The organism is Streptomyces minutiscleroticus, from assembly GCF_014650875.1.
GTDB classification, from domain to species: Bacteria; Actinomycetota; Actinomycetes; order Streptomycetales; family Streptomycetaceae; genus Streptomyces; species Streptomyces minutiscleroticus.
Genome location: NZ_BMVU01000004.1, coordinates 298,066 through 324,970, shown reverse-complemented (window position 1 = coordinate 324,970; position 26,905 = coordinate 298,066). Strand labels below are relative to the sequence as shown.

The 26,905-nt window shown below is 73.6% G+C and carries 24 protein-coding genes and 1 riboswitch; of the genes, 12 read left to right on the top strand and 12 right to left on the bottom strand.

The genetic code is table 11. From position 1 onward, the window contains the following. Window positions 1-42: 42 nt before the first annotated feature. Both IE271_RS08605 and IE271_RS08600 read right to left on the bottom strand, forming a co-directional pair. Window positions 43-543, bottom strand: a complete 501-nt coding sequence (locus tag IE271_RS08605) for a hypothetical protein (protein ID WP_190189587.1) — start codon at window positions 541-543, stop codon at window positions 43-45. A 276-nt stretch (window positions 544-819) separates the two neighbouring features. Further along, complete coding sequence (locus tag IE271_RS08600; RefSeq protein ID WP_190189586.1) at window positions 820-1,395, bottom strand: TerD family protein; 576 nt, start codon at window positions 1,393-1,395, stop codon at window positions 820-822. Window positions 1,396-1,624: 229 nt separating this feature from the next. Here IE271_RS08600 and arfB point away from each other — a divergent pair, with 229 nt between their 5' ends. Then, on the top strand, window positions 1,625-2,053 hold the full coding sequence (arfB, locus tag IE271_RS08595) for an alternative ribosome rescue aminoacyl-tRNA hydrolase ArfB (protein ID WP_190189585.1): 429 nt from the start codon (window positions 1,625-1,627) through the stop codon (window positions 2,051-2,053). 797 nt (window positions 2,054-2,850) lie between these two features. Here the strand turns inward: arfB and IE271_RS08590 are convergent. Then, window positions 2,851-3,426 carry a flavin reductase family protein gene (locus tag IE271_RS08590; protein ID WP_229919196.1) on the bottom strand — a complete coding sequence of 192 codons (576 nt, stop codon included), beginning with the start codon at window positions 3,424-3,426 and terminating at the stop codon, window positions 2,851-2,853. A 351-nt stretch (window positions 3,427-3,777) separates the two neighbouring features. Between IE271_RS08590 and cdgB the strand changes: the two genes are divergently transcribed. Further along, on the top strand, window positions 3,778-5,460 hold the full coding sequence (cdgB, locus tag IE271_RS08585) for a diguanylate cyclase CdgB (protein WP_190189583.1): 1,683 nt from the start codon (window positions 3,778-3,780) through the stop codon (window positions 5,458-5,460). A gap of 117 nt (window positions 5,461-5,577) precedes the next feature. Then, a complete protein-coding gene (locus tag IE271_RS08580; RefSeq protein WP_190189582.1) occupies window positions 5,578-6,534 on the top strand; it encodes a CBM35 domain-containing protein in 957 nt (318 codons plus the stop codon). Between the two features lie 574 nt (window positions 6,535-7,108). Here the strand turns inward: IE271_RS08580 and IE271_RS08575 are convergent. The 3 genes from IE271_RS08575 to IE271_RS08565 all read right to left on the bottom strand — a co-directional run bounded on the left by IE271_RS08575 (window position 7,109) and on the right by IE271_RS08565 (window position 10,387). Further along, entirely contained in the window at window positions 7,109-8,038 is a 930-nt protein-coding gene (locus IE271_RS08575; RefSeq protein ID WP_190189581.1) for a 1-phosphofructokinase, read from the bottom strand. Window positions 8,039-8,180: 142 nt separating this feature from the next. Next, window positions 8,181-9,350, bottom strand: a complete 1,170-nt coding sequence (gene nagA, locus IE271_RS08570; RefSeq protein ID WP_190189580.1) for an N-acetylglucosamine-6-phosphate deacetylase — start codon at window positions 9,348-9,350, stop codon at window positions 8,181-8,183. Continuing rightward, window positions 9,350-10,387, bottom strand: coding sequence for an ROK family protein (locus tag IE271_RS08565; RefSeq protein ID WP_190189579.1), 1,038 nt, complete (start codon window positions 10,385-10,387; stop codon window positions 9,350-9,352). The genes nagA and IE271_RS08565 overlap by 1 nt, the downstream gene beginning before the upstream one ends. 114 nt (window positions 10,388-10,501) lie before the next feature. Between IE271_RS08565 and IE271_RS08560 the strand changes: the two genes are divergently transcribed. The 3 genes from IE271_RS08560 to otsB all read left to right on the top strand — a co-directional run bounded on the left by IE271_RS08560 (window position 10,502) and on the right by otsB (window position 13,388). Further along, complete coding sequence (locus IE271_RS08560; protein ID WP_444546140.1) at window positions 10,502-11,767, top strand: ABC transporter substrate-binding protein; 1,266 nt, start codon at window positions 10,502-10,504, stop codon at window positions 11,765-11,767. Between the two features lie 427 nt (window positions 11,768-12,194). Next, window positions 12,195-12,428: a DUF3263 domain-containing protein gene (locus IE271_RS08555; RefSeq protein WP_190189578.1), complete on the top strand. Its 234-nt coding sequence runs from the start codon at window positions 12,195-12,197 to the stop codon at window positions 12,426-12,428. Between the two features lie 108 nt (window positions 12,429-12,536). Next, window positions 12,537-13,388 (top strand): trehalose-phosphatase, encoded by an 852-nt coding sequence (gene otsB / locus IE271_RS08550; RefSeq protein WP_190189577.1) that lies wholly within the window; start codon window positions 12,537-12,539, stop codon window positions 13,386-13,388. Window positions 13,389-13,604: 216 nt separating this feature from the next. On the opposite strand, the gene IE271_RS08545 is transcribed toward otsB, so the two are convergent. Both IE271_RS08545 and IE271_RS08540 read right to left on the bottom strand, forming a co-directional pair. Then, window positions 13,605-15,032, bottom strand: a complete 1,428-nt coding sequence (locus IE271_RS08545) for an alpha,alpha-trehalose-phosphate synthase (UDP-forming) (RefSeq protein ID WP_190189576.1) — start codon at window positions 15,030-15,032, stop codon at window positions 13,605-13,607. Window positions 15,033-15,201: 169 nt separating this feature from the next. Next, window positions 15,202-16,146: a glucosyl-3-phosphoglycerate synthase gene (locus tag IE271_RS08540; protein ID WP_190189575.1), complete on the bottom strand. Its 945-nt coding sequence runs from the start codon at window positions 16,144-16,146 to the stop codon at window positions 15,202-15,204. A gap of 197 nt (window positions 16,147-16,343) precedes the next feature. Beyond that, window positions 16,344-16,503, top strand: a riboswitch (SAM riboswitch). Window positions 16,504-16,520: 17 nt separating this feature from the next. Here IE271_RS08540 and thrC point away from each other — a divergent pair. The 4 genes from thrC (at window position 16,521) to groL (ending at window position 20,970) form a co-directional block, all read left to right on the top strand. Continuing rightward, entirely contained in the window at window positions 16,521-17,828 is a 1,308-nt protein-coding gene (gene thrC / locus IE271_RS08535; protein WP_190189574.1) for a threonine synthase, read from the top strand. A 94-nt stretch (window positions 17,829-17,922) separates the two neighbouring features. Then, entirely contained in the window at window positions 17,923-18,201 is a 279-nt protein-coding gene (locus IE271_RS08530) for a ubiquitin-like small modifier protein 1 (RefSeq protein WP_190189573.1), read from the top strand. A gap of 432 nt (window positions 18,202-18,633) precedes the next feature. Further along, the gene (locus tag IE271_RS08525; RefSeq protein ID WP_003986833.1) at window positions 18,634-18,837 is read left to right on the top strand and encodes a cold-shock protein; all 204 of its coding nucleotides are present in this window, start codon (window positions 18,634-18,636) and stop codon (window positions 18,835-18,837) included. 510 nt (window positions 18,838-19,347) lie between these two features. Next, window positions 19,348-20,970, top strand: a complete 1,623-nt coding sequence (gene groL / locus IE271_RS08520) for a chaperonin GroEL (RefSeq protein ID WP_190189572.1) — start codon at window positions 19,348-19,350, stop codon at window positions 20,968-20,970. A gap of 187 nt (window positions 20,971-21,157) precedes the next feature. Here the strand turns inward: groL and IE271_RS08515 are convergent, their stop codons facing one another. The 3 genes from IE271_RS08515 to IE271_RS08505 all read right to left on the bottom strand — a co-directional run bounded on the left by IE271_RS08515 (window position 21,158) and on the right by IE271_RS08505 (window position 24,945). Beyond that, the gene (locus tag IE271_RS08515) at window positions 21,158-22,705 is read right to left on the bottom strand and encodes a PTS transporter subunit EIIC (protein ID WP_190189571.1); all 1,548 of its coding nucleotides are present in this window, start codon (window positions 22,703-22,705) and stop codon (window positions 21,158-21,160) included. 172 nt (window positions 22,706-22,877) lie between these two features. Beyond that, window positions 22,878-23,834 (bottom strand): N-acetylmuramic acid 6-phosphate etherase, encoded by a 957-nt coding sequence (gene murQ, locus IE271_RS08510; protein WP_190189570.1) that lies wholly within the window; start codon window positions 23,832-23,834, stop codon window positions 22,878-22,880. Between the two features lie 181 nt (window positions 23,835-24,015). Next, window positions 24,016-24,945, bottom strand: coding sequence for a MurR/RpiR family transcriptional regulator (locus IE271_RS08505; protein ID WP_190189569.1), 930 nt, complete (start codon window positions 24,943-24,945; stop codon window positions 24,016-24,018). A 143-nt stretch (window positions 24,946-25,088) separates the two neighbouring features. Here IE271_RS08505 and IE271_RS08500 point away from each other — a divergent pair, with 143 nt between their 5' ends. After that, on the top strand, window positions 25,089-25,493 hold the full coding sequence (locus IE271_RS08500) for a DUF8819 family protein (protein ID WP_190189568.1): 405 nt from the start codon (window positions 25,089-25,091) through the stop codon (window positions 25,491-25,493). After that, a complete protein-coding gene (locus tag IE271_RS08495) occupies window positions 25,490-25,774 on the top strand; it encodes a DUF4031 domain-containing protein (protein ID WP_190189567.1) in 285 nt (94 codons plus the stop codon). The genes IE271_RS08500 and IE271_RS08495 overlap by 4 nt, the downstream gene beginning before the upstream one ends. Before the next feature lie 22 nt (window positions 25,775-25,796). Here IE271_RS08495 and IE271_RS08490 read toward each other — a convergent pair whose 3' ends face one another. Next, a complete protein-coding gene (locus IE271_RS08490; RefSeq protein ID WP_190189566.1) occupies window positions 25,797-26,870 on the bottom strand; it encodes a GNAT family N-acetyltransferase in 1,074 nt (357 codons plus the stop codon). Between the last annotated feature and the right edge of the window lie 35 nt (window positions 26,871-26,905).

The window sequence follows — 26,905 nt, the reverse complement described above, 5'->3', positions numbered from 1 at the left end:
GGCCGGAACCGACGACCGGGACCGGTGGCCGGTCCCGTGCCTTCAGCCCACGCGCGGAAAGCGGGCCTGGAGCGTCCAGATCGCCGGGTTCTCCGCCAGGTCCTCGTGCATGTCGGTGAGGTCCGCGATCAGGTCGTGGAGGAAGTCGCGGGCCTCCTTGCGCAGTTCGGCGTGCGAGAAGGTCAGCGGCTCCTCGTCGCCGGGCATCCAGTCGGCCTCGATGTCCACCCAGCCGAAGCGGCGCTCGAAGAGCATGCGGTCGGTGGACTCGGTGAAGTCCAGCTCGGCGCGTTGCGGACGGGCGGCACGGCTGCCGAGCGGGTCCTGGTCCAGCTGCTCGACGATGTCGCACAGCGCCCACGCGAAGTCGAGCACCGGCACCCATCCCCAGGCTGTGGACAGCTCCCGGTCCTCCTTGGTGTCCGCCAGGTAGACGTCCCCGGCGAACAGGTCGTGCCGCAGCGCGCGGACGTCCGCGCGGCGGTAGTCGGTCTGCGGCGGGTCGGGGAAGCGGGTGGAGAGGGCGTAGCCGATGTCGAGCACGTACGAGATGGTGCCATGCGGACCCGGGGGCTCCCGACCCCGCCGCAGGGACGCGCGCGGACCGCGGAGAACACCGAGACCGCCGGAACGGTGAAGGTCACGGGGGACCGCCGGAACGGCGAAGGCCACGGAGACCGCCGGAACGGTGGGATCGCGGAGGCCGCGGGGACGGTGAAGACACTGCGCGCGTACGGCGAAGGGCCCCGTCGTGGGGGCCCTTCGCGGTGCGGCGGGACGGACGGGCCCGGTGCGCCGGGCCCCTCCTGGCGCGGTACGTCAGACGTTCACGCCGAAGTCCTGGGCGATGCCCGCCAGGCCCGAGGCGTAGCCCTGGCCGACGGCACGGAACTTCCACTCCGCGCCGTTGCGGTAGAGCTCGCCGAAGACCATCGCGGTCTCCGTGGCGGCGTCCTCCGAGAGGTCGTAGCGGGCGATCTCGGCGCCGCCGGCCTGGTTCACGATGCGGATGTACGCGTTGCGGACCTGGCCGAAGTTCTGCGAGCGGGACTCCGCGTCGTAGATGGAGACCGGGAAGACGATCTTGTCGACGTCGGCGGGCAGCGCCGCCAGGTTGACGTTGATCGCCTCGTCGTCGCCGGCGCCCTCACCCGTGCGGTTGTCACCGGTGTGGACGATGGACTGGTCCGGCGTCTGCTTGTTGTTGAAGAAGACGAAGTGCGCGTCCGAGTAGACCTTGCCCTGCTGGTTGACCGCGATGGCCGAGGCGTCGAGGTCGAAGTCGGTGCCCGTGGTGGTGCGGACGTCCCAGCCGAGGCCCACGGTGACGGCGGTCAGGCCCGGAGCCTCCTTGGTGAGCGAGACGTTGCCACCCTTGGACAGGCTTACAGCCATTGTTGGGAGTCCTTCCCTCGTTGCGTAGGTGCGGTGCGATGCCTTCCCGGGCTCCGTACGCCGGAACCGCGGACGAAGTCACCGGTACCCCTATGAACGTCGGGAGTGGTCTCCAGGGTTCCGCGTTCTTTACTTTCTTTACCCGGCCCCCGGGGCGCCCGGCGCGGACCGGGGCGCCCCGGCGGAAAAGAGGGTGACGCGGCCCCGGCAGCCGCGCGACCATGGGGGCATGTCCGGTCCTTACGTCATCCGCGGTTCCGTCTCGCTTCCCGAGGCCGAGCTCATGTGGCGTTTCTCCCGTTCCTCCGGGCCGGGCGGCCAGCACGTCAACACGAGCGACTCGCAGGTCGAGCTGCGCTTCGACCTGGCGCGGACCGAGGCGCTGCCCGAAGTGTGGAAGGCGCGGGCGCTGGAGCGGCTCGCGGGCCGGCTGGTGGGCGGCGTCGTCACGGTCCGCGCGTCGGAGCACCGGTCTCAGTGGCGCAACCGGGAGGCCGCCGCCGTGCGCCTCGCCGGGCTGCTCGCCGAGGCGACGGCCCCGCCGCCCAGACCGCGCCGGGCCACCCGCGTGCCCCGCGGGATCAACGAGCGCCGGCTGCGCGAGAAGAAGCAGCGCTCCGAGACGAAGCGCGGACGGACCGGCCGCGACTGGGGCTGAGGCCGGGGACGGCCCTTCCGGTGGGGACGGGACGGCCCCTCGATCCTTCGGCCCCTTTCGGTCCGTGCCCGCCGGAACCGCCAAAACCGCCGGAACCAGGGAGCCGACAGCACCGGCGCGCGCGGAAACACCCTGAAAGTGAACGGCCGTTCACGTGGACCCGAACCGTGTCGCGTTCTCGCTTTCCGCCGCCCCGGAACTCGGGGGAAGTGGAGCGGGACATCCGGCATGCCGGATGTCCCGGGCGCCCGGCGGAGGCGGGGAGGAGATACAGCGGCCGACGGCGGTGAATTCCACAGGTTTCACGGGTTCCGCAAAGGGTGGCGGGAAAAGCAGAAAGAATTCCCCGCCGGGCGGTCCCGGACCGCGAAGGCGGCCGTTCCCGTCTTCGCCCGTATCGCGGTCGTCCTCGCCCATGTCGTACCGCGGCCGTTCCCGTCTTCGCCGTACCGCGGTCGTCCTCGCCTTCGCCGTGCCGCGGCGGGACCCGCGCGGCCCTGCCGTGGCGCGACCGTGCGGCACCCCCCCCGTGCCCTTCCCGTGCGGCGCATCCGTCCCGCTCGGCGCTCCCGGCGGCACGCGCGGCGGGCCGCGCCAATGGTCTGGATCATTCCGCCGGGCAGCGGACCGGGCGTCCCGGGCGCCCGGCCGGAACGCCGGAGTTCACGGACGCACACGATCCGGCCGCCGCCGTCACGGCCGTCGTACGCGGCGGAGCCGTCCCCGTGCGCGGGACCGCCAGCCGCCCCGGGCCGGCCTCGCCGCGGGGTCCGCGCCGCCCCGCCCGGCCGCCCGGGTCACCCCAGCTGCCGGTACCGGCCCCGGAAGTACGCCAGCGGGCCGCCGTCCGCGCTCGGGACCCCGGCGGTCAGCACACGGCCGATGACCAGCGTGTGGTCGCCCGCGGAGACCCGCTGCTCGGTGCGGCACTCCAGGGTCGCCAGGGCGCCGCCCACCAGCGGCGCCCCCGACGCCTCGCCGCGGACGTACGGGATGTCCGCGAACAGCAGCCGGTCGCTGACGCGGCCCTTCATCGCGAACCGGCCCGCGATGTGGCGCTGGCTCTCGGCCAGTACGGACACCGCCCACAGGGGCTGCTCGGCGAGCAGGTCGTCCATGCGGGAGCCCTCGCGCAGGCTGACCATGGCCAGGGGCGGGTCGAGGGACACGGACATGAAGGCGGTCGCCGTCATGCCCACGTCCTCGCCGCGCGGCCCCTCCGGGTCCAGGGCGGGCTCGTGTGCGGTCACCAGCACCACACCCGCGGCCAGCCGGGACATGGCGGTGCGGAACTCTTCGTCACTCACCCCTCCAGGATGCCCGCCGGAGGCGGAGGCGGAGGATGCGGCTGAGGCGGGAGTAGTCTTCAACACGGATGAAACGCTAGCCCCGCGCGTGTGGCGGCGCATCGGGCCCCGGCCCGAGGCGGGACCTAGGACCAAGGGCCGAGCGGGCCCGTCGGGAGGCCGGTTCGCGGCCCCCGCCCGCGAAAGCCGACGCGGTGCCGGAATTTGCGTTGCGTAAACGCACGGGGGAAACGCAGAAACATCTCATAATTGCTCAGGTTCTCCTGTGACTTGAGTCACAGGAGCCATATTTTGTTGACCCTGAGTACCGAGTGGGCAGCGCGCTGTGATTCAGTGGCGGGGAACCTGCAATCCAGTACACCGATGAGAAGCCTGGATAACTCTGGAGTTGCTGTCGAGGTCTCGGGGAGAGCGAGCATGGAGACCGAGTCGGAGCCGTACGTCCGTCTTGCGACCCTGCGGCAGCTGCATCAGGTCATGGCGGACATGAACACGGCACGCAGCCTCGCCGACACGCTGCAGACCGTCGCCGACGGCGTCGTCAACGGCCTCGGTTACGAGCTCGCGTGCGTCAACCTCGTGCGCCCCGACGGCGACCTCGTCGTCGCCGCCTTCGCCGGCAACTCCGCCGCCGAGGCCCTCATCACCGGCCGCGTCGGCTCCCGCGACTCCTGGGAGCGGCGGCTCGCCATGGGCGAGGCCTGGGGCGACCTGCGGTTCATACCGCACACGGAGGGCTGGATACTCGACGACGACGACGTCCCGCAGTGGTACACCGACGGCCCCGCGCCGCGCTTCGAGGACGAGTGGCACCCCTCCGACCGGCTCTTCGCGCCGATGTACACACCCGGCGTCCCCGGCGGCCCGGGCGGTGAGCTGATCGGCGTGCTCTCCGTCGACCGCCCGCGCAACGGCCGGCGCCCCGGCGCCTGGGGGCGCGAGGCCCTGCAGATGTACGCCTTCCAGGCCGCCATCGCGATCAGCAACGCCCGACTGCGCTCCAACATGCAGCGCGCGCTCGTCCGCCTGGAGCGCGAGCAGCAGGCCCTGCGCGCCAGTGAGGAATCCTTCCGGCAGGCCTTCGAGTACGCGCCCAGCGGCATGGCGATCGCCGAGATGGGCGGCGACCAGCACGGCCGCATCCTGCGCACCAACGACGCCCTGTGCCGGCTGCTCGGCCGACCCGCCTCCGCGATGCGCCGCTACTCCTTCGCCGACCTCGTGCACCCCGAGGACGTCGGCACCCTGCTGCGCACCTCCGCCGAGGGCGGCCGCGCCGAGCTGCGCCTGGGCCGCCGCGACGGCACGTACGTCTGGGTGTCCCTGCGCAACTCCGTCGTCGCCGACGCCGCCGACGGGCCGCGCTTCCTGCTCACCCACGTCGAGGACATAGAGGAGCGCAAGCGCCGCGAGCTGCAGCTCGCCCACCGCGCCTCGCACGACTCGCTCACCGGCCTGCCGAACTCCGCAGAGCTGCGCTCCCGGCTCTCCGCCCGGCTGTGCGCCCGCCCGCAGGCCGTGCCGCCGGGCCCGGCCGCCGTGCTCGACGCCGCGTACGAGCAGTTCCTGGAGCACGGCAGGCCCGCCCCGGACCACGACGCCGACGGGCACGGCTTCGACCTGCGCCCCGGCGCGGAGGCGTTCGACGCCTACGACCATCACGTGCACACCGTCGCCCCCGACGAGGAGACCGACGACGGCACCAAGGGGCTCGCGGTCCTCTTCTGCGACCTCGACGGCTTCAAGTCGATCAACGACAGATTCGGGCACAACGCGGGCGACGCCGTGCTGATCGAGGTGGCCCGGCGGCTCAGCAGCGGGGTGCGCGACGGCGACACGGTCGCCCGGCTCGGCGGCGACGAGTTCGTGGTCCTCGCCGACGGGCTCGGCCGGGCCGACGCCCAGGATCTCGCCGTACGGCTGCGCAGTGAGATAATCCAGCCGATCCGGGTCGACGGGCGGGCCGTCCGGGTCGGCGCGAGCTTCGGCATCGGATGGGCGCACTGCGGCATGACGGCGGACGAAGTGCTGAAGTCCGCCGACGAGCGGATGTACGTAGAGAAACGGTCTCGTCCCAAACAGCACAGGCGTGCGGGCTGAACCGCAGGTCAGCGAGTCGATGAGGTCTGCGTCACCCGTTCGGGTCACGTGGAGCGGGTAGGCTCGCACTTCATCCACGTACCGCATTCGAACCGCACCTGTTGAGGAGACCAAGGGATGACGCCCGGCAACAACGGCGCGAGCACACCCGAGGACGACGACCCGTTCGGCTACCTGTACGCCGACGGGCAGGCCTCCGGAGCCACCCGGCCCGGCGGGGGCGGTGGTTACGGCTACCCGAACTCGGTGAACCGCGTGCGGGCGGTCGGTGAGCGGCAGTACGGGCAGCAGGCCCAGACCGCGCACTACGCCCGGGCGCCGCAGCAGCACGGCCAGTACGGCCGGCCGAACGCGCACTACGCCGCGCCCGAGACGCTGCCCGGCGGCGCGCCCCCGGCCGGCCGCGCGGGACACGGCTCGCGCGGCGGCCAGGGCGGCGGCCGCGGCCGCGGACCCAACACCAAGGGCCTGCTGATCGGCGCGATCGCGGTGGTCGCGGCCGTCGTGGTCGGCATCAGCATCGCGATGGTCGGCGGCGACGACTCCGAGGACGGCAAGAACACCGACGCGGCGCCCTCCGCCCCGGCCGACGCGTCCGGGAGCGCCGAGCCGAGCGCGTCGACCACCCGGCAGGCCGACGACGACGCGGCGCTGCCGGTGATCGACGCGAAGGCGCTGCAGCTCCAGGGCGCCACGACGGCCTCCGACGTCCCCGGCGCCAAGGCCGACGGCGGCGTCTACGTGACGAACTTCAACCAGGTCGGCGCCTCGGTGACCTGGAAGGTCGACGACGTCCCCCAGAGCGGCAAGTACACGCTCTACGTCGGGTACGGCGTGCCCGGCAAGGACGGCACGGCCACCCTCACGGTCAACGGCAAGGCCAACACCACCCCGCTCGGCCTGAAGAACTGGGCCGGGGCCCCCGAGGGCGACTACGAGAAGGGCTGGACGCAGACCTATTCGTACGTCGAACTCGACAAGGGTTCGAACACGATCAAGGTCTCCTGCGAGCAGGGCAACCAGTGCGACGCCAACCTGGACCGGCTGTGGCTGGAGAAGGGCTGGAAGAAGTAGGGGAGGCAGGACACGGGGCGGGACCGCCGTCCCGGCGCCGGACCGCCCGCGGGACCCCGCTCCTTCGCGGCCCGCCGGTCTGCGCCCGCGCCGCACCCACAGGCTCCCGCGGCCGCGCACTGCCGCACCGGCCGGTCCCGCCCGACCGCGGACTCCCGCACCCGCCGTTCCCGCACCTGCTGTTCCCGCACCTGTCGGCCCTCGCGCCCGCGCGCTGACCGGTACCCACGTCCGCCGGTCCTTGCGTCCACGCGCCGACCTGTGCCTGCGTCCGCCGGACTCCACGCCCATGCACCGGCCGATGTCCGCGTCCGCCGGTCTCCGCGCCCACGCGCCGACCGACTCCGTACCTTCGGTTCCGCGCCTCGCCGGTTCCGCACCCACGCGCCGGCCGCTTCCCGCGCCCCGCCGGTCTCCGCGCCCACGCGCCGGCCGCCTCCCGCGCCCCGCCGGGTCCGCGCCCACGCACCGACCTGCTCCGGCGCCCTGCCGGTCGCCATGTCCGGGTGCCGGCCGGTGCCCGTGTCCGCGTGCCGGCCGGTCCCCGTGTCCTGGGCGCCGGTCCGCTCCGGGGCTACGCCGCCGTGGCCTCGCCCGTCACGGCGACGTCCGACAGCAGGTCCTCGTAGGCCGCGCGGTCGAACTCGCCCGCCACCGGTGACAGGACCGCCGCCGCCGACACGGCCACCGCGCGGGCCAGCCGCCGGGGCCAGGGCAGCTCCTCGACCAGCGCCGAGAGCAGTCCGGCGACCGCCGCGTCACCGGCGCCCGCGGGGTCGCCCCGCACGGTGCGCGGCGGCACGGCGCGCCAGCCGCCCTCCGCGCTCTGGGCGAGCAGCCCCTCGGCGCCCAGCGAGGCGACGACGGCGTGCGCGCCGCGTCTGCGGGCGTCCCGCGCGGCCTGCAGCGGCTCGTGGGAGCCGGTCAGCTCGGCCAGCTCGACGGCGTTCGGCTTGACGATGTCGGGCCGGGCGGCGAGCCCGCGCCGCAGCGGCTCCCCGCTGGTGTCGAGCAGCACCGGCACGCCCGCGGCCCGGGCGGCGCGCACCAGTCCGGCGTACGCCCCGACCGGCACCCCCGGCGGCAGGCTGCCGCACAGGGCCACCGCCGACGCCGGGCGCAGCAGGTCCTCGTACGCCTTCTGGAACGCCGACCACTCCGCCGGGGAGACGGCCGGGCCCGGCTCGTCGAACCGCGTGGTCTCACCGGTCGACTCGTCCACGACGGCGACGGTGCGCCGCGAGCCGCCCTCGACCGCGACCAGGGCGTCGGTCAGCCCGGGGACGTCGCGCAGCAGCTCCCGCACCGCGCGCCCGGTCGAGCCGCCCGCGAAACCGGTCACCGTCGTCGGGTGGCCGAGCGCCGTCAGCACCCGGGCCACGTTCAGGCCCTTGCCGCCGGACCGTTCGCTCACCTCGGTCACCCGGTGCGAGCTGCGCGGGCGCAGTGCCCGGACCCGGTAGGTGATGTCGAGAGCGGTGTTCAGCGTGACCGTGAGGATCACCCGTACCGGCCTCCCCCGAGAGATGCGCGCCGGCCGGGCCGGAGCGCGCGTGCCTTGTCCGTCCGAGGGCACGATCATGCCAAAGAGAAGGCGGTCGGCCCAGTCCCCCGGGGACGACCGCCCTGCTCAACGGGGGGAGCGATCATCCCAGTCGGGGATCCACCACCCATTCTCCCCGCCGCATCACGCCCTTGAGGGAGAACGCGGAGTCCAGCACCACCAGATCCGCGTCCTTGCCGGGTTCCAGCGAGCCGACCCGGTCGTCGACGCCGAGGAGCCGGGCGGGGTTGGCGGAGATCGCGGCGACGACGTCCTCGACGGGCAGCCCGTCGACGGTCACCGCGCGCCGGAACGCCCGGTCCAGGGTGAGCGTCGAGCCCGCGATGGAGCCGCCCTCCACCAGCCGCGCGACGCCGTCGCTGACCTCGACCTCCAGCGGGCCGAGCAGGTAGCGCCCGTCGCCGAAGCCGGCCGCGTCCATCGCGTCGGTGATGAGGGCCACCCGTCCCGCGCCCGCGTGGTGGAAGGCCAGCCGCAGCGCGGCCGGGTGCAGGTGCGTGCCGTCGTCGATCAGCTCGACGGTGACCCGCTCGTCCTCGAGGAGCGCGGTGATCGGGCCGGGCGCGCGGTGGCCCAGCGGGGGCATCGCGTTGAACAGGTGCGTGGCCACGGTGGCGCCCGCGTCGACGGCCGCCACCGTCTGCTCGTACGTGGCGTCCGTGTGCCCGACGGCCGCGATCACGCCGTGCTCGGCGAGGAGGCGGACGGAGTCGAGGCCGCCCGGCAGCTCGGTGGCCAGGGTCACCATCCGGGCCTGCCCGCGCGCCGCGTCGAGCAGCTTGCGCACCTCGGCCGGGTCCGGGTCGCGCAGCAGTTCCTCGGAGTGCGCCCCCTTGCGGCAGGGCGAGATGAAGGGGCCCTCGAAGTGGATGCCCGCGATGTCGCCCTGCTCGGCGAGTTCCGACAGCAGCCCGGCGCGCTCGGCGAGGAAGTCCATGTCGCCGGTGACGGTGGAGGCGACGACGGTGGTGGTGCCGTGCAGCCGGTGGGTGTGGACGCCCTTGAGGACGTCGTCGACCGTGCCGGAGGTGAAGGACGCGCCGCCGCCGCCGTGGTTGTGCAGGTCGACGAAGCCGGGGACCAGCCAGTGGCCGGTCAGGTCGTACACGTCGGCGCCGGAGGCCGGCGCGGACCCGTCCGCGGCGGGACCGGCGGCGGTGATCCGCGTGCCGTCCACGGTCACGCGGCCGTCGTCGACCGTTCCGGTGGGCAGTACCACCCGGGCACCGGCGAGCACCTTGCTAGTGGCCATCAGGCGGTTACCTCCGAAGGGTCCGTGGGGGTGGTGGTCCCGGGCGTCCCGGATGTCCCGGGGGTCCCGGACGGTGCGGGCGCCCCGGGTGTCCCCGGGGTCCCGGCCGGCAGGGGAGCGGCCGTCAGCAGGTCCCAGGCCAGCAGGCCCGCGCCCAGGCAGCCGGCGCTGTCGCCGAGCGCCGCGGGGACGACCGGGGGCGCCGTCTGGAAGGTGACGCGCCGTGCGACGGCGTCCCGCAGCGGCGTGAACAGCGTGTCCCCGGCCTCGGCGAGGCCGCCGCCGACGATCAGGACGCCGGGGTCGAGCAGGGTGAGGGCGGTGACGAGGCCGTCGGCGAGCGCGTCGACGGCCTCCTGCCAGACGGCCGCGGCCCGGGGATCGCCGGACTCCACCGCCCCGGCGCAGTCCGCGGCGTCCGCCGCCGGGTCCCCGGCGGCCTCCGCCCAGGCCCGGCCCACGGCCGCCGCGGAGGCGTACCGCTCCAGGCAGCCGTACTGCCCGCACGGGCACGCGGCGCCGCCGGGCCGTACGACGATGTGGCCGATCTCCCCCGCCAGGCCGTGCGCGCCCGCCTCGACGCCGCCGCCGAGGCCGATGGCGCCCGCGATGCCCGTGCCCAGCGGCACGAAGAGGAAGCGGTCGGCGCCCCGGCCTGCGCCGATGCGGCCCTCGGCGAGGCCGCCGGTGCGCACGTCGTGGCCGAGCGCGACCGGGACGCCGCCCAGCCGCGCGCCGAGCAGCCTCCGCAGCGGCACGTCGCGCCAGCCGAGGTTGGCCGAGTAGACCGCGACGCCCCGTCCGGAGTCGACGACGCCGGGGACGGCGACGCCCGCGGCCGCGGCCGGCTCCCCGAGGTGCCGCTCGCCGTACGCGCTCAGCTCGGCGGCGAAGTCGAGGACCGCGGCGACCACGGCCTCGGGCCCGCGCTCCCGGCCGGTGGTGCGGCGGGCCCGGTGCAGCAACTCGCCGCCCGCCCCGACCAGGGCGGCCTTCATCCCGGTGCCGCCCACGTCGAGGGCGATGACATGTCTCACGGGGAACAGTCTCGCCCCATACCCCGGAAAAGGTCTAGTCCACTTACGTGGTGTAGACCTTATGACTCAAGTTCTAGTAACACCTTTCAGCAACACCGAGCAGGAGAGAACGCGGTGCGACGGCGATTGAACGGTCTGGTCGCGGTGGTGTCCGCAGTGGGCATGACGGCGGTGCTCGCCGGGTGCGGCGGTTCCGGCGACCAGGGCGACGTGACGTTGAGACTGGTGGCCGCCGACTACGGCGACACCGCGGCCAACAGCTCCCAGAAGTACTGGGACGCGCTGGTGGAGGAGTACGAGAAGGAGCACCCCGGGGTCAACGTCGACGTCAGCGTCTACTCCTGGAACGACGTGGACCGCAAGGTCAAGGAGATGGTCGCGGCGGGCAGGGCCCCGGACATGGCGCAGATCGGCGCGTACGCCGACTACGCCGCCGCCGACCAGCTCTACCGGGTCGACGACCTGCTCTCCATCCCCGTCCAGGCCGACTTCGTCTCGCGGCTCGCCGAGGCGGGGCAGGTGGACCGCGTCCAGTACGGGATGCCGTTCGCGTCCTCCACCCGCGTCCTCTTCTACAACAAGACCCTCTTCGCCCGGGCCGGCCTGAAGGCCCCGAAGAGCTGGAGCGACCTGGCGGCCGCCGCCCGGGCGCTGAGGGCCGAGGGCGTGGAGACCCCCTACGCGCTGCCGCTGGGGCCGGAGGAGGCCCAGGCGGAGACGATGATGTGGCTGCTGAGCGGTGGCGGCGGCTACATGGACGCCGTCGGCAACTACGGCATCGACTCCGAGCAGAACGTCGATACGTTCACGTGGCTCAAGGAGGAGCTGGTCGACAAGGGGCTCACCGGGCCGACCCCGCCGGGCGAGCTCAACCGGGCGGACGCGTTCGCGGCCTTCGCGCGCGGCGAGGTCGGCATGCTCGACGGGCACCCCACGCTGATGAAGACGGCCGCGGCGAAGGGCGTGAAGTTCGGCATGGTGCCGATGCCCGGCGTCGACGGCAAGGCCAAGTCCGCGATGGGCGTCGCCGACTGGATGACCGCCTTCAAGCAGAACGGCCACCGCGAGCAGGTCGGCGACTTCCTCGACTTCGTCTACAGCGAGAAGAACGTGCTCGCCTTCTCGCGCGAGTACGACCTGCTGCCGGTGACCACCTCCGCCTCCGAGGCGATGGCCGCCGACGAGGACGACCAGGACCTGATGCCGTTCCTGGAGGAGCTGCCCGGCTCCGAGCTGTACCCGGTGGGGCGGACGTCCTGGGCCGAGGTCAGCGCCGCGATCAAGAAGCAGATCGGCAGCGCGGTCGCCCCGAACGGCAACCCCGAGGCGGTCCTGGGCCAGCTCCAGCGGACCGCGACGGCCGCCGACAACGCGAGCTAGTGCCGTGACCGGAAGGATTCACCGGCTCGCGGCGTCCGGCACGGCACTCCCCCTGGCTCTTCGAGCAGGGGGGACCCCCACGCCGCGTTGCCGGAGCCACCCGGGTGCGTCCGGTACGAGGGCGGTCCTCCGCCTCGCGATGCACCGCACCGGACGCCGCGAGCCCACGGCAGACCTTTCCGGCCACGGCACCAGCGGACGGCGGCGCGGCCTGCGGGCCGGCGGCGGGCGCGTGCACGTGTACGTGTACGTGTACGCGGACAGGCGTGTGCGCCCGTAGGCCGACAGGCACGTGCGTGCGTGTACGGACAGGCGTGTGTGTCCGTACACCGGCAGGCGCGTGCGGACGAGCGCGGACGCCCGCGTACGTACGCACGCGGGCGCACCGGGGCCGCCGCTGTCGGTGCGCCGCGCTACCGTGCCGGACATGGTGGAAGACGACCTCGGCCGGCGGGAGCGCGACGTCCTGGCACTGGAGCGGCGGAGCTGGCCCTCCCCGGGCGCCAAGGAGCGGGCGGTCCGCGAGGAGCTGGGCATGGCCCCGGTCCGCTACTACCAGCTGCTCAACGCCCTCCTGGACGACCCGCGGGCACTGGCCCACGACCCGGTCACGGTGAACCGGCTGCGCCGGGTGCGCCGGGCGCGCCGCGCGGAGCGCTGAGGTCCCCCGGTGCCCCCGGCCGCCCCCGGTCGTCCGCCGGGACGTGGTGCGGGACCGCGCCGCGACGAGCCATGACTGCGCCGGGGGGTTCGCGGATAGGGTCCGGATATGGGCAGCCAACAGGACTTCTCCCCGATCCCGACCCCCGTGACGCCGGACGGACGCGACGGACTCGCCGCCGTCCTGGAGCGGCCCGCACGGGCCGTGCTCGCCTTCGACTTCGACGGCACCCTCGCCCCCATCGTCGCCGACCCCGAGCAGGCCCGCGCGCACCCGGACGCGGTCCCGGCCCTCGCCGCGCTCGCGCCGCGGGTCGCCTCGGTCGCCGTGGTGACCGGCCGCCCGGCCGGCGTCGCGGTCCGCAACGGCGGCTTCGCGGGCGTGCCGGGCCTGGAGCACCTGACCGTCCTCGGCCACTACGGCGCCGAGCGCTGGGACGCCGTCACCGGCACCGTGAACGCCCCCGCGCCGCACCCCGGCGTCGCCGCCGTCCGCGCGGAACTGCCCGGCTTCCTCGACGGCATCGGCGCCTGGCGCGGCACCTGGATCGAGGAGAAGGGCCGCGCGGTCGCCGTGCACACCCGCCGCGCCGAGGACCCGCAGGCCGCCTTCGAGGCGCTGCGCGCCCCGCTCACCGAGCTGGCCGCCCGCCACGGACTGATCGTCGAGCCGGGCCGGCTGGTCCTGGAGCTGCGCCCGCCGGGCATGGACAAGGGCGTCGCGCTCACCGAGTACGTCCGCGAGATCGGTGCCGGGGCCGTCCTGTACTCCGGCGACGACCTGGGCGACCTGCCCGCCTTCGCCGCGGTGGAGAAGCTGCGCCGCGACGGCGTGCCCGGCCTGCTGGTGTGCAGCGGCAGCGCCGAGGTCGCGGAGCTGGCCGAACGCGCCGACCTGGTCGTCGACGGCCCGCAGGGCGTCGTGGACCTCCTGCGCGCGCTGGCGTCCCGGCTGGCCTGAGCGCACGGGCCGCCCGCACGGGGGCCGCCTCCGGCCCGGCGTACGGGCCGGAGGCGGCCCCGGAAGCGGTACGGGCCCGGTCGGCGGAGTCCTCCGCCGACCGGGCCCGTACGGAGCCGCGTGCACCCGCCCGGCGGCGCGCGGCGCCCGGCCGCCCCTCGGCCCGCCCAGCGCGTGCCCAGCCGTCCAGCGCGTGCCCAGCCGTCCAGCGCGTGCTCAGTCGCCCAGCGCGTGCAACTGGTCCAGGAACCACTTCGCGGGCGGCAGTGCGGTCGCCGCGGCGGCCAGCCGCTTGCTGCGCTCCGCGCGCTCCTCCGGCGTCATCGACAGCGCCTCGTGCAGCGCCGCGGCGGTGCCCACCACGTCGTACGGGTTCACCGTGACCGCGTCCTCGCCCAGCTCCTCGTGGGCTCCCGCCTCCCGGGACAGCACCAGGGCGCAGCCCCCGTCGGAGACGACCGGGACCTCCTTGGCGACCAGGTTCATGCCGTCCCGGATCGGGTTCACCAGCGCCACGTCCGCCAGCCGGTACGCGGCGAGCGAGCGGGCGAAGTCGTCCTTGACGTGCAGGACCACCGGGGTCCAGCCGTCCGTGCCGTACGCGGAGTTGATCTCCTCGGCGACCCGCTGCACCTCGGCGGTGTAGTCGCGGTAGACGGCGAGGTCCTGCCGCGAGGGGTAGGCGAAGGCGACGTGCACCACGCGCTCGCGCCACTCGGGGCGGTCCTCCAGCAGCTGGCGGTAGGCCAGCAGCCCGCGCACGATGTTCTTCGACAGCTCGGTCCGGTCGACGCGCACGATCGTCCGGCGCTCGCCGGGGGCGCCGCCGATCTCCTCGCGCAGCGCCGTGATCCGCTCCTCGACGTCGTCCTCGTGCGAGCGGGCCCGCAGGAAGTCCGCGTCCGCGCCGAGCCCGTGCACGCCGGTCCGCGTGGAGCCGGTGCCGCCGACGAGGGCGTCGCAGCACGCCGTGAACGCGTCGGCCCAGCGCTGGGTGAGGAAGCCCAGGCGGTCCGCGCCCAGCATGCCGCGCAGCACCTGCTCGGCGATGTCGTCGGGCAGCATCCGGAAGTACTCCACGGGCGCCCAGGGCGTGTGCGAGAAGTGGCCGATGCGCAGGTCGGGACGGAGTTCGCGGAGCATCCCGGGCACCAGCGTCAGGTGGTAGTCCTGCACCAGCACCGCGGCGCCCTCGGCCGCCTCGTCGGCCAGCGCCTGCGCGAAGGCGCGGTTGTACTCCTCGTACGCCGCCCACTGGCGCCGGAACTCCGTGTCGAAGGCGGGTTCCAGCGGGGTCTGGTACAGCATGTGGTGCACGAACCACAGCACCGAGTTGGCGATGCCGTTGTACGCGTCCGCGTGCACCTCGGGCGGGATGCCGAGCATTCTGACGCGCTGGCCGCCCGAGTCGGCGGGGTCCAGGCGCCCGTCCGTGCGCCGCACCGCCTCGCGGTCGCCGTCGCCGAGCGCCGAGCACACCCACAGCGCGTCCGCGTCGGGCCCGATCGCCGAGAGCCCCGACACCACCCCGCCGCCGCCGCGCTTCGACACCAGCGAACCGTCCTCGGCCACCGCGTACGACACCGGTCCGCGGTTGGAGGCGACGAGGACACGTGAGCCCTGAACACCGTGCGTGGAAGCCATGAGTCTCAACCTAGCCCGGCCTGGAAACGCTCAAACGTACGGCTCAGCCGTATACGTTCTGTCACCAAACATCCCGTACCGCCACCGGTCCGGTCGGAGCGGCGGCGGTACGGGGCGATGCGGACGGGTGCGGGCGGACGCGGACGGATGCGGGCGGGGCCCGCGCCGCCTACGCCGCCTCGCGCTCGGCGTACTCGGCGACGCTGATCATCGGCGGCCGCTCCTCGGTGTCGACACTGTGGACGCGCGGCTCGAAGCCGTTCTCGCCCCGCTCGAACTGCGTGAGCACCGGCCGCACCAGATGGCCGCGGGCGAGCCGGACCTGCGCGGTGCGGTAGATCGTGGCGGCCATGCGGCCCAGCGCCTGCCCGTCCTGGTGGCGGTGCTTGCGCTCCCCGACGTCGACCTGGGCGAGCGCGTCCAGGCCCACGGTGTGCAGGGCGTCCACCAGCAGCCCCAGCTCCACGCCGTACCCCACGGGGAAGGGCAGCCGCTCCAGCAGTGAGCGGCGGGCCGCGTACTCGCCGCCCAGCGGCTGGACGAAGCCGGCCAGCCGGGGCCAGTGCATGTTCAGCAGCGGTCTGGCCATCAGCTCGGTGACCCGCCCGCCCTGGCCTGCGGCGGAGCCCAGCGGCCGGTCGTACATCGCCTTGACCAGGTCGACGCCCGGCTCGGTGAGCAGCGGGCCGACGATGCCGGTGACGAAGTCCGCGGAGAACTCCTTCAGGTCGGCGTCGACGAAACAGATGATGTCCCCGCGCGCGGCCAGCAGCGAGCGCCAGAGCACCTCGCCCTTGCCGGGGACGGCGGGGATGCGCGGCAGTATGGCGTCGCGGTGCACGACCCGTGCGCCCGCGGCCCGCGCGACCTCGCCCGTGCGGTCGGTGGAGCCCGAGTCGATCACGACGATCTCGTCGACGAGCGGCGCGCGCTCCACCAGTTCCTCACGGACGACCGTGACGATGTCGCCGACCGTCGCCTCCTCGTTGAGCGCGGGCAGTACCACGCTCACCGACGAGCCCGTACCGCGCTTGGCGGCGACGAGCCGGTGCAACGGGCGGTCGGCAACGGACCAGGAGCGCGTGCTCAGCCAGCGCTCGACCTCTTCCAGCACGTGCGGCTCTCCCTCGGTCTGCCTGTGGGTGCAAAACGCTTCGGCGCGATCTCCATCTCGCGGTTCGGACGTCTTCCTCAACGATCCAGGCCTTCGGTTACAGTCTTGAACAACGTTGGTGACCATCGCATGTCGAGGGTCGTTGCACGTTAAATCAGATCGGGGCGTCGCCGAGACGCCCGGTGACAACCGAATACCGCTCATCCAGAGGGGCAGAGGGACACGGCCCGTTGAAGCCCCGGCAACCCTCCAGCCGGTTCTCGTACCGATCAGTGCCGATCGGCCGCCGCGAGGCTCCCGGCTAGGGAAGGTGCCAAATCCGTCTCACGGCGAGGTGCGTCGTGAGGAAGATGAGGAGAAAGGGCCTCGCCTCCATGGCTGTGCAGACCGTTGCAAGCACCACGAACTCCGGGAACGCCGCGAACGGCGGGAACACCGTCGACCTCGGCCCCGCCACCGCGCTGTCCTGCCGCGAGTGCGGCCACCGCGTCCCGCTCGGCCCGGTCTTCGCCTGCGAGGAGTGTTTCGGCCCGCTGGAGATCGCTTACGACTTCTCCGGCCACGACGCCGAGGAACTGCGCAAGCGGATCGAGGCGGGCCCCTCGAACATCTGGCGCTACGCGCCGCTGCTGCCCGTCCCCGCCGACGTGGCGGACAAGCCGAACATCAACCCCGGCTGGACCCGGCTGGTCAAGGCCGACAACCTCGCCCGCGAGCTGGGCGTCACCGGCGGCCTGTACGTGAAGGACGACTCCGGCAACCCGACGCACTCCTTCAAGGACCGCGTCGTCGCGCAGGCGCTGGAGGCCGCCCGCGCCTTCGGCTTCACCACCCTGTCCTGCTCCTCCACGGGCAACCTCGCCGGCGCCGTCGGCGCGGCCGCCGCCCGCGCGGGCTTCCGCTCCTGCGTCTTCATCCCGCACGACCTGGAGCAGGGCAAGATCGTCATGGCCGCCGTCTACGGCGGCGACCTCGTCGGCATCGAGGGCAACTACGACGACGTCAACCGCTTCTGCTCCGAGCTCATCGGCGACCCGGCGGGCGAGGGCTGGGGCTTCGTCAACGTCAACCTGCGGCCGTACTACGCCGAGGGCTCCAAGACCCTGGCGTACGAGATCTGCGAGCAGCTCGGCTGGCGGCTGCCCGACCAGCTGGTCGTCCCGATCGCCTCGGGCTCCCAGCTCACCAAGATCGACAAGGGTCTGCGGGAGCTGATCGAGCTCGGCCTGGTCGAGGACAGGCCGTACAAGATCTTCGGCGCCCAGGCCGAGGGCTGCTCCCCGGTGTCCACCGCCTACAAGGCGGGCCACGACGTCGTGCGGCCGCAGAAGCCGGACACCATCGCCAAGTCCCTGGCCATCGGCAACCCGGCGGACGGGCCGTACGTGCTCGACATCGCCCGGCGCACCGGCGGCGCGGTGGAGGACGTGGACGACGGGCAGATCGTCGACGCCATCAGGCTGCTCGCCCGGACCGAGGGCATCTTCGCCGAGACGGCGGGCGGCGTGACGGTCGGCGTGACGAAGAAGCTGATCGAGGCCGGCGTCCTCGACCCCTCCCTCACCACCGTCGTGCTGAACACCGGCGACGGCCTGAAGACCCTCGACGCGGTGGCGGGCACGGGCCTGACCGCGACGATCCGCCCGAACCTGGACTCCTTCCGAGAGGCCGGCCTCGCGTGATCGCGTAAAGCGAAGCGAAGGAATCCCCGCCGGTGGCGTGGTGCGTGACGGCCCGCGCCACCGGGCGAAGCAGCGAAGCCGAGGAGACACCCCCATGAGCGTCACCGTCCGCATCCCCACCATCCTGCGCACCTACACCGGCGGACAGGCCGAGGTGAGCGCCGAGGGCGCGACCCTCGCCGACGTCATCGCCGACCTGGAGAAGAACCACACGGGCATCGCCGCCCGCGTCCTGGACGACCAGGGCAAGCTGCGCCGCTTCGTCAACGTCTACGTGAACGACGACGACGTCCGCTTCGAGCAGGGACTGGAGACCGCCACGCCGGACGGCGCGGGCGTGTCGATCATCCCCGCCGTGGCCGGCGGCTGCTGATCCCGGCGGCCGCCGCGCCGGCCGCCACCGAGCGTGACCTTCATTGCCCCCTCCGCGAGAGAAGCGGAGGGGGCAATTCTGCATGGTTGAGCGCGGTACAGTTGGGGAACCTGCTTCTTCTTTCCTGTCCCGCGCACATCAGTTCCCGCCCGGAGCCCGACAGGAAGTAGCCAAAGTGTGTAGGGCTTTTGCGTCTTAAGTGCCTTTCGTGTGGCCCGACTTGCCCTGACATTGCGCGAATTCTCCGCATATTCCGGATCGAGCGTACTCAGAATTCTCGTCCGATTGACCTGTTGCAGAGGGCAGTTGGACAGATACATTCAGCCGCGGTCGACGCGTTCCGGCGCACACCCCCAACCGTTGGGGGGTGAGGTCTGACCCGGGTCCGCGAAGTGCGGTCCTGTGCAAGGGCCAGTAATAGGGGAGTTAGGCATGGCTCAGGGCACCGTCAAGTGGTTCAACGCGGAGAAGGGGTACGGCTTCATCGCGGTCGACGGTGGTGCGGATGTATTCGTCCACTACAGCGCGATCCAGATGGACGGCTACCGCACCCTGGAGGAAGGCCAGCGGGTCGAGTTCGAGATCTCGCAGGGCCAGAAGGGACCGCAGGCGGACATGGTCCGCGTGGCCGGCTGAAGCGCCGACTGACTGCAGCGACGTTCTTCCCGAAGGGCTCGTACCTCCTGGTACGGGCCCTTCGGGCTGTCCGGGCGCGAGTGCGTGCCGGCCGCGGCGGAGCGGGGCGCGGGAGTCTCCGGCGCGCCGGAGACGTGCGCCCCGTGCGCCGGTCGCGCACCGCCGCACGGCGCCCGCCCGTCACCGGTCACCGTCCCTCGACGAGCCCGCTCCGCGGGCGCGCCCTGCGTCCACCCGTCACCCGGCAGCCGCCTTCCGGCGGGCCCGCCCCGCGGGCGCACCTTGCACTCTCGGGGGGCGAGTGCTAACTATTGGCGTTAGCACTCTGAAGGTGAGAGTGACAACGAAGGACCGGGTCGGTGAGGCCCGCAGGCCGGGTGGGGCAAGGAACCACCGGCAGGCAGGCCGTCCGTCGCGGGCGCCAGCGCGGTCCGGAGCAACCTCCCCCGAGCGTTCGACCCCGGTCGGAGCGAGGGGGGACCCCCATCCGTACTGGGAGGACCACTTCACATGGCCAAGATCATCGCGTTCGACGAGGAGGCGCGGCGAGGCCTCGAGCGCGGCATGAACCAGCTCGCGGACGCCGTCAAGGTGACCCTGGGCCCCAAGGGCCGCAACGTCGTCCTCGAGAAGAAGTGGGGCGCCCCCACGATCACCAACGACGGTGTCTCCATCGCCAAGGAGATCGAGCTCGAGGACCCGTACGAGAAGATCGGTGCCGAGCTGGTCAAGGAGGTCGCGAAGAAGACGGACGACGTCGCCGGTGACGGCACGACGACCGCGACCGTCCTGGCCCAGGCGCTGGTCCGCGAGGGCCTGCGCAACGTCGCCGCCGGCGCCAACCCGATGGCCCTGAAGCGCGGTATCGAGAAGGCCGTCGAGGCCGTCTCCGGTGCCCTGCTGGAGCAGGCGAAGGACGTCGAGACCAAGGAGCAGATCGCCTCCACGGCCTCCATCTCCGCCGCCGACGTCCAGATCGGCGAGCTCATCGCCGAGGCCATGGACAAGGTCGGCAAGGAAGGCGTCATCACCGTCGAGGAGTCCCAGACCTTCGGTCTGGAGCTGGAGCTCACCGAGGGTATGCGCTTCGACAAGGGCTACATCTCGGCGTACTTCGCCACCGACATGGAGCGTATGGAGGCCGTCCTCGACGACCCGTACATCCTGATCGCCAACTCCAAGATCTCCAACGTGAAGGACCTCCTTCCGCTCCTGGAGAAGGTCATGCAGTCGGGCAAGCCGCTGCTGATCATCGCCGAGGACGTCGAGGGCGAGGCCCTGTCCACGCTGGTCGTCAACAAGATCCGCGGCACCTTCAAGTCCGTCGCCGTCAAGGCCCCGGGCTTCGGCGACCGCCGCAAGGCCATGCTCGGCGACATCGCCATCCTCACGGGCGGCGAGGTCATCTCCGAGGAGGTCGGCCTCAAGCTGGAGAACGCGACCCTGGACCTCCTGGGCCGCGCCCGCAAGGTCGTCGTCACCAAGGACGAGACCACCATCGTCGACGGCGCCGGCTCCGCCGACCAGGTCGCCGGCCGGGTCAACCAGATCCGCGCCGAGATCGAGAACAGCGACTCCGACTACGACCGCGAGAAGCTGCAGGAGCGCCTGGCGAAGCTGGCCGGCGGCGTGGCCGTCATCAAGGCCGGTGCCGCCACCGAGGTGGAGCTCAAGGAGCGCAAGCACCGCATCGAGGACGCCGTCCGCAACGCGAAGGCGGCCGTCGAGGAGGGCATCGTCGCCGGTGGTGGCGTGGCCCTGCTGCAGGCCTCCCAGGTCTTCGAGAAGCTGGAGCTGGAGGGCGACGAGGCCACCGGTGCCGCCGCCGTCAAGCTGGCCCTCGAGGCCCCGCTGAAGCAGATCGCCGTCAACGCCGGCCTCGAGGGCGGCGTCGTGGTGGAGAAGGTGCGCAACCTGACCCCGGGTCACGGTCTGAACGCCGCCACCGGCGAGTACGTCGACCTGGTCAAGGAAGGCATCATCGACCCGGCGAAGGTGACCCGTTCCGCGCTGCAGAACGCCGCCTCCATCGCCGCGCTCTTCCTCACCACCGAGGCCGTCATCGCCGACAAGCCGGAGAAGGCCGCCGCGGCCGCTCCGGGCGGCATGCCGGGCGGTGACATGGACTTCTGATCCGGCGACGGATCGGAGACGGCCGGTCCCGGCGGACCGGACGCGTCCAGGACGTTCCGAGGGCGGCACCCCTTCTTTCGAGGGGTGCCGCCCTCGGGCGTTCCCCGGAACGTCCGCTTTCCGGGGCGTTCCCCCTGCGGCCTTCGGGCTGCCGGGGCGCCCGCCGCCCGCGCGTGCGGGGCCGGGGCTACGTGGCCGGCTGCTGCGCGGGCAGGGGCCCGGTCGGCGGGCCGGCGGGGGCGCCGTCCGCGGGGGCTCCGTCCGGGCCGGGCTCCTCGGCGCCCAGTTCGCGGCGCTGGTCCGCGGTCAGGCCGAAGAAGTACGTGGCCAGGAAGCCCACCGCGTAGCCGACGAGCAGGCCGCCCGCGTAGACCAGGACCGTGGGCAGCGGCGACCGCGTGCCCTGCAGGAGCGGGAAGAGGGCCCAGCCCGAGGGGCCGATGGCGGTGGAGCCGACCGTCGTGCCGAGCATCGAGAACAGCCCCACGAAGGCGCCGCCCGCCGCGCCGCCCGCGCACGCCGTGACGAACGGGCGCCCCAGCGGCAGCGAGACGCCGTAGATCAGGGGCTCGCCCACGCCCAGCAGGCCGGCGGGGAGGGCGGACCTGATGGTGGTGCGCAGGGAGTGGGTCCGGCTCAGCCGGGCCAGCACCGCCAGGGCCGCGCCCACCTGGCCCGCGCCCGCCATCGCCAGGACCGGCAGCAGGGAGGTGTAGCCCTCCTGCTCGATGAGGGTGGTGTGGATCGGGATGAGCGCCTGGTGCAGGCCCAGCATCACCAGCGGCAGGAACAGCCCGCCCAGGACCAGGCCCGCGAAGGCGCCGGTCGTGGACAGCAGCCAGTTCGCCGCCGTGCCGATCGCGCCGGCCACCTCGCCGGCCGCGTACATCAGGACGAAGAGGGTGGCCAGCCCGGACACCAGGACCGTCAGCGTCGGCGTCACCAGCACGTCCAGCGTGGCCGGCACCCAGGTGCGGCACCACTTCTCGACGTACACCGCCAGCAGCGCGGCGCCCAGCGCGCCCAGGACGCCGCCCTGGCCCGGCGCGAGCGTCACGCCGAACGCCGTCACCTTCGCGACCCCGGCGTACACGATGATCGCGGCGACCGCGCCGCCCAGGACCGGGGTGCCGCCGAACTCCTTGGCGGTGTTGAAGCCGACGAAGACGGCGATCAAGGACATGAAGCCGGAGGAGATCGCGGCCAGGGCCGGGGTGAGGCCGGGCAGCCAGCCGGCGTTGACCAGCAGGCCGTTGAGACCGGCGATGACGCCGCAGCCGATCAGGGCGGGGATCAGCGGGACGAAGATGTTCGCCACGCGGCGCAGGAGGAGTTTGACGGGCGTGGCGTTGCGCCGCTTGCGGGCCGCCCTCAACCGGGCGCCGCGGGCGGCCAGTTCCTCGGCGGTGGGCGCGGTGGACGCGGTGGCGGGCGCCGTCTCCGCCTCCGTCCCTGCCTCCGCCTCCGGATCGTCCGCCGCCCGCGCGAGCAGCGCCTCGAACTCCGACGTGACCCGCGCGACCACGCCGGGCCCGAGGACGATCTGGTACGTGTCGCCGTCCTCGACCACGCCCAGCACCGCGGGCAGCGCCTTCAGGCCGTCGTCGTCGACGAGGCCGCGGTCCGCCAGGCCGAGGCGCAGCCGGGTCATGCAGTGGGCGGTGGACGTGACGTTCGAGGGGCCGCCGACGAGGGGGAGGATCGCGGCGGCGACCTTGTGGTGCTCGACGTTCATGAGGGCGCCTTGCTGTGGGGAGGGGGGTGGATGTAAGGGTCTTACCTGGATGTTCCGTACGTGATCGGGCGTACCGGAGGAGGCCCGGGACGCGGGAGGGGCAGAGGGAAGGGGACAGGGGGACGGAGAACGGGGGAGTACCGGGAGGACGAGGCCGGCGGTGGGGGCCGGGTCAGCGGGTGCGGTCGAGGGCCGCGCGGAGATGGCCGCGGGAGGCGGCCAGCAGATCGGCGGCGGTGGGGCCGTCCACGCCGCCGAGGACGACGAGGATCGCGTTCTTCACCTCGCCGCCGGTCGCCTCCAGGGCCGCCTCGATCTCGTCGTCGCAGGCGCCGGTGGCGAGGGCCACGATGCGCCGGGAACGCGCCCTGAGCTTGTCGTTCGAGGCCCGTACGTCGACCATCAGGTTCCCGTACGTCTTGCCGAGGCGGATCATCGTGACCGTCGACAGCATGTTCAGGACGAGCTTCTGGGCCGTGCCCGCCTTCAGGCGGGTGGAGCCGGTGAGCAGCTCGGGGCCCACGACGACCTCGATGCCGTGGTCGGCCGCGGCCGCGAGGGCGCTGCCGGCGTTGCAGGACAGGCCGATGGTGAGGGCGCCGGCCGCGCGGGCGTGCTCCACGGCGCCGACCGCGTACGGCGTGCGGCCCGAGGCCGAGACGCCGACCACCACGTCGTCCGGGCCGATGCCCAGCCGGTCCAGGTCCGCGGCCGCCAGCTCCGCGGAGTCCTCGGCGCCCTCGACCGAGGTGACCATGGCGTCGGGGCCGCCCGCGATCAGGCCGACGACCTCGGAGGGGTCGGTGTTGAAGGTGGGCGGGCACTCGGACGCGTCGAGCACGCCGAGGCGGCCCGCGGTGCCGGCGCCCGCGTAGACCAGGCGGCCGCCGCGGGCCATGCGCTCGGCGGTGGCGTCGATGGCGGCGGCGATCTGCGGGAGCCGGGCCGCGACGGCGGCCGGGACGGTGGCGTCCTCGCCGTTCATGATCTCGGCGATCTCCCGGGTGGACAGCCGGTCGATCTCGGCGAGCTCGGGGCGGAACGCCTCGGTGGTCAGGGTCTCCAGCTGGGCGCGGAGGTCGCGGTGGGCGGAGGCGTCGGGGGAGGAGGCGTCGGCGGTCGATGTCATGGCGGGGCGGCTCTTTCCGTGCGGTCCGTGCTGCTGCGTGTGCTCCGGTTCCGGGCGTCGGACGCCGGGCGCCGGAGCGGTGCGTGGACGCGGGCCGGGTCCACGGGTGACGGAGGGCTGCTGACGGGGGCGGGTGGCGTACGGAGCGGTGGCGGATGGCGTACGGCGTGGTGGCGGGCGGTCAGCGCGCGGCGCCGCCGCCGCGCGGGCTGTGGCGGTGCGCCAGCGCCTCGTACGAGGCGGACAGGGCGGGCGCCGCCGTCTCGTACGTGCGCTGCGCCACGCCTACGAACAGGCAGTCCACGACGAGCAGTTGGCTCGTGCGGGAGGACATCGCGGCGGGGCGCAGCTCGCTCTCGCGGGCGGTGGAGGTGGTCAGGACGTGGTCGGCGTACTGCGCGACGGGGCCGTCGGGGCGGCCGGTGATCGCGACCGTGGTCGCGCCGTGCTCGAAGGCTACGCGCAGCGGTTCGATGACGTCGCCCGTCGAACCGGAGTGGGTGATGGCGATCGCCACGTCCTTGGCGCGCAGCTGCACGGCGTTGGTGACGGCGAGGTGGGGGTCGCTGTGCGCGTGGGAGACGATGCCGATGCGCAGCAGCTTCTGGGTGAGGTCCTGGGCGACCAGGCCGGAGGCGCCGACGCCGTAGACGTCCACGCGCCGGGCGGCGGCGAGCGCGGTGACGGCGGCGCCGAGCTGCACGGTGTCCAGGGCGGCGGCGGTGTCGGCCAGGGTCTGCTGCTCGTCGTAGGCGAGCTTGGCGACGACGTCGGGGAGCGGGTCGTCGACGGCTATGTCGGCGGTGACGGCGGGCGCTCTGCCGGACTGCTGCTGGGCGGCGAGGCCGGCGAGGGCCAGCCGCAGGTCGCGGTAGCCGGGGTAGCCGAGGAGGCGGGCGGTGCGGACCACCGTGGCCTCGCTGGTGCCGGTGAGCTCGGCCAGGCCGGTGACCGTGAGGGCCGCGCAGCCGGCCGGGTCACCGGCGACGGCCTCGGCGACCCGCTGCATGGAGCGGGTCATCGACGGGGCGAGCGTCCGCACCTTGGCCGCGAGGGCGGCCGGGGCGGGGGGAGCGTCACCCGCGAAAATTTCCTTCACGTCATGGGTCACGGGTGAAAGATATTTTCGTACGCGGGGGCGGTCAAGGGTCCGGCGGAGAACGTGACGGCCCGGAAACAGGGGGCGCGACGGCCGGCGAGCGGGGCCGGGGGCGCGGCCCGCGCCGGGCCGTCCCGGGGGCGCACAATGGTGTCATGGACGCCACTCCCCCCATCAGCCCCCTGGAACAGGCGCTGCACGCGGCGCGCGCCCTCGTGCTCGCCGACCTCGTCGCGGGCCAGGTGGCCGAGGCGGACATCGTCTCCCTCGTCGAGGAGTCGGTCGCACAGCGGCGCTGGTGGGTCGAGCAGTGGCCGCAGGGCGCCGACTACGTGGCCGGGCTGGTCGCCCAGGACGTCCAGGACGCACTGCTGGAACGGTACGGGCGGTGGCCGCTGTGCCCCGTGTGCGGCAGCGGCGACCCGCACGCCCTGGAGGTGGAGCCGGAACTGGGCCCCGACCCGCACTGGGTGTGCCACAAGGCGGGGGTGCAGGTCGCGGCGGTCGGCTCGCTGGGCTCGGCCGGCGGGGGCCCGGCGGGCGGGGCCGCCGCGTCGTGACCCTCTACATCGACCCGCCCACCTGGCCGGGACACGGCCGCATGTGGTCCCACCTGGTCAGCGACGTCTCGTACGAGGAGCTGCACGCGTTCGCCGCGGAACTCGGAGTGCCCCGGCGGGCCTTCGAGCGCGACCACTACGACCTCCCCTCGCACCGGTACGCGGACGCGGTCGGCGCGGGCGCGGTGGAGGTCGGCAGCAAGGAGCTGCTGCGCAGGCTCACGGAGGCGGGGCTGCGCCGGCCGAAGCACCGCGGGGCGGGCCGGACGGCCGGGGGGTGAGCGGCGCCGGACGCCGTCCGGCTCAGCGGTGGCGTTCGTACGCGTACTGCCGTACCTCGTCGTCCTCCTCGGCGAGGCGGTGGAAGCCCGCGCGGGAGAGCACGCCCTGGGAGGGGAGGTTGTCCCGGTCGACGGTCGCGAAGAGCGTGCGCACGTCGTCGCGGGCGAGCGCCCGGTCGGACAGCGCGCGCAGCGCCTCGGTCGCGTAGCCGTTGCCGCGGGCCTCCTCCACCAGGTCGTAGCCGACCTCGGCGCGGCCCTCCTCGTCCGGGGCGCCGTGGAAGCCCATGCCGCCGACCGCCCGGCCGTCCTCCTCGCGCACCAGCGCGAACATCCCGAACTCCGGCCGGTGCACCCCGGTCTCGTACGCCTTGAGGAGCATCCCGGCGGCGAACTGCGTGCCCTCGTAGGGCGCGCCGCCGAGCCAGTCGAAGCCGCCCGTGCCGCCCGTGTGCAGGTCGGCGGCGGCTGCGGGCGTGACGCCCTGGAGCGTCAGCCGCTCCGCGCGGATCACGAGGTTGTTGTGCCAGCGCCAGCCGTCGGCCGACGGGCGGCCCGGCAGGTCGCCGCGGCCCGTCGCCCACAGCAGCGTCCGCCAGTGCCCGGGCCCCGGCCGCACCTGCGGGAAGATATGGGTGAGCACGTCCTCGCACAGCCGCTCCGGGGGCGTGTACGCCAGACCGAGCCCCACGGCGATGTCGTGCGTGTGCAGCAGCGCCTCGGTGACGCCCATCGCGGCGAAGCCCTCGCGGCCCGCGCTCCGGAAGGGGGCCGGGTGGTAGGCGCGGACCTCGCGCGGCGTGGTGCGGACGGCGGCGGCGAGCAGCGCGCCGGCGGCCTCCACCACGTCCAGGACGTCGTCGTTGCCGGTGCCGTCCGCCAGGGCGATGCCGAAGGGGAGGTACGCCTCGGTCGCGCGCCCCGCCAGCTGCCCGGCGTAGCCGATGAGTTCCGACGCGATGTGCTCGGCGGTCCGCCGGCAGGTCCACTCCAGCCGTCCCGCGCGGACGCCCCAGTCCTCCCCGGTCACGGGCCGCAGCAGCGCCACGGCGCCCGCGACGGCTTCCTCCACCTGGTCCCCGCCCATGGTCCGCATGCGGCGAGGATAGGTGATCGGCCTCCGGCGCGGCC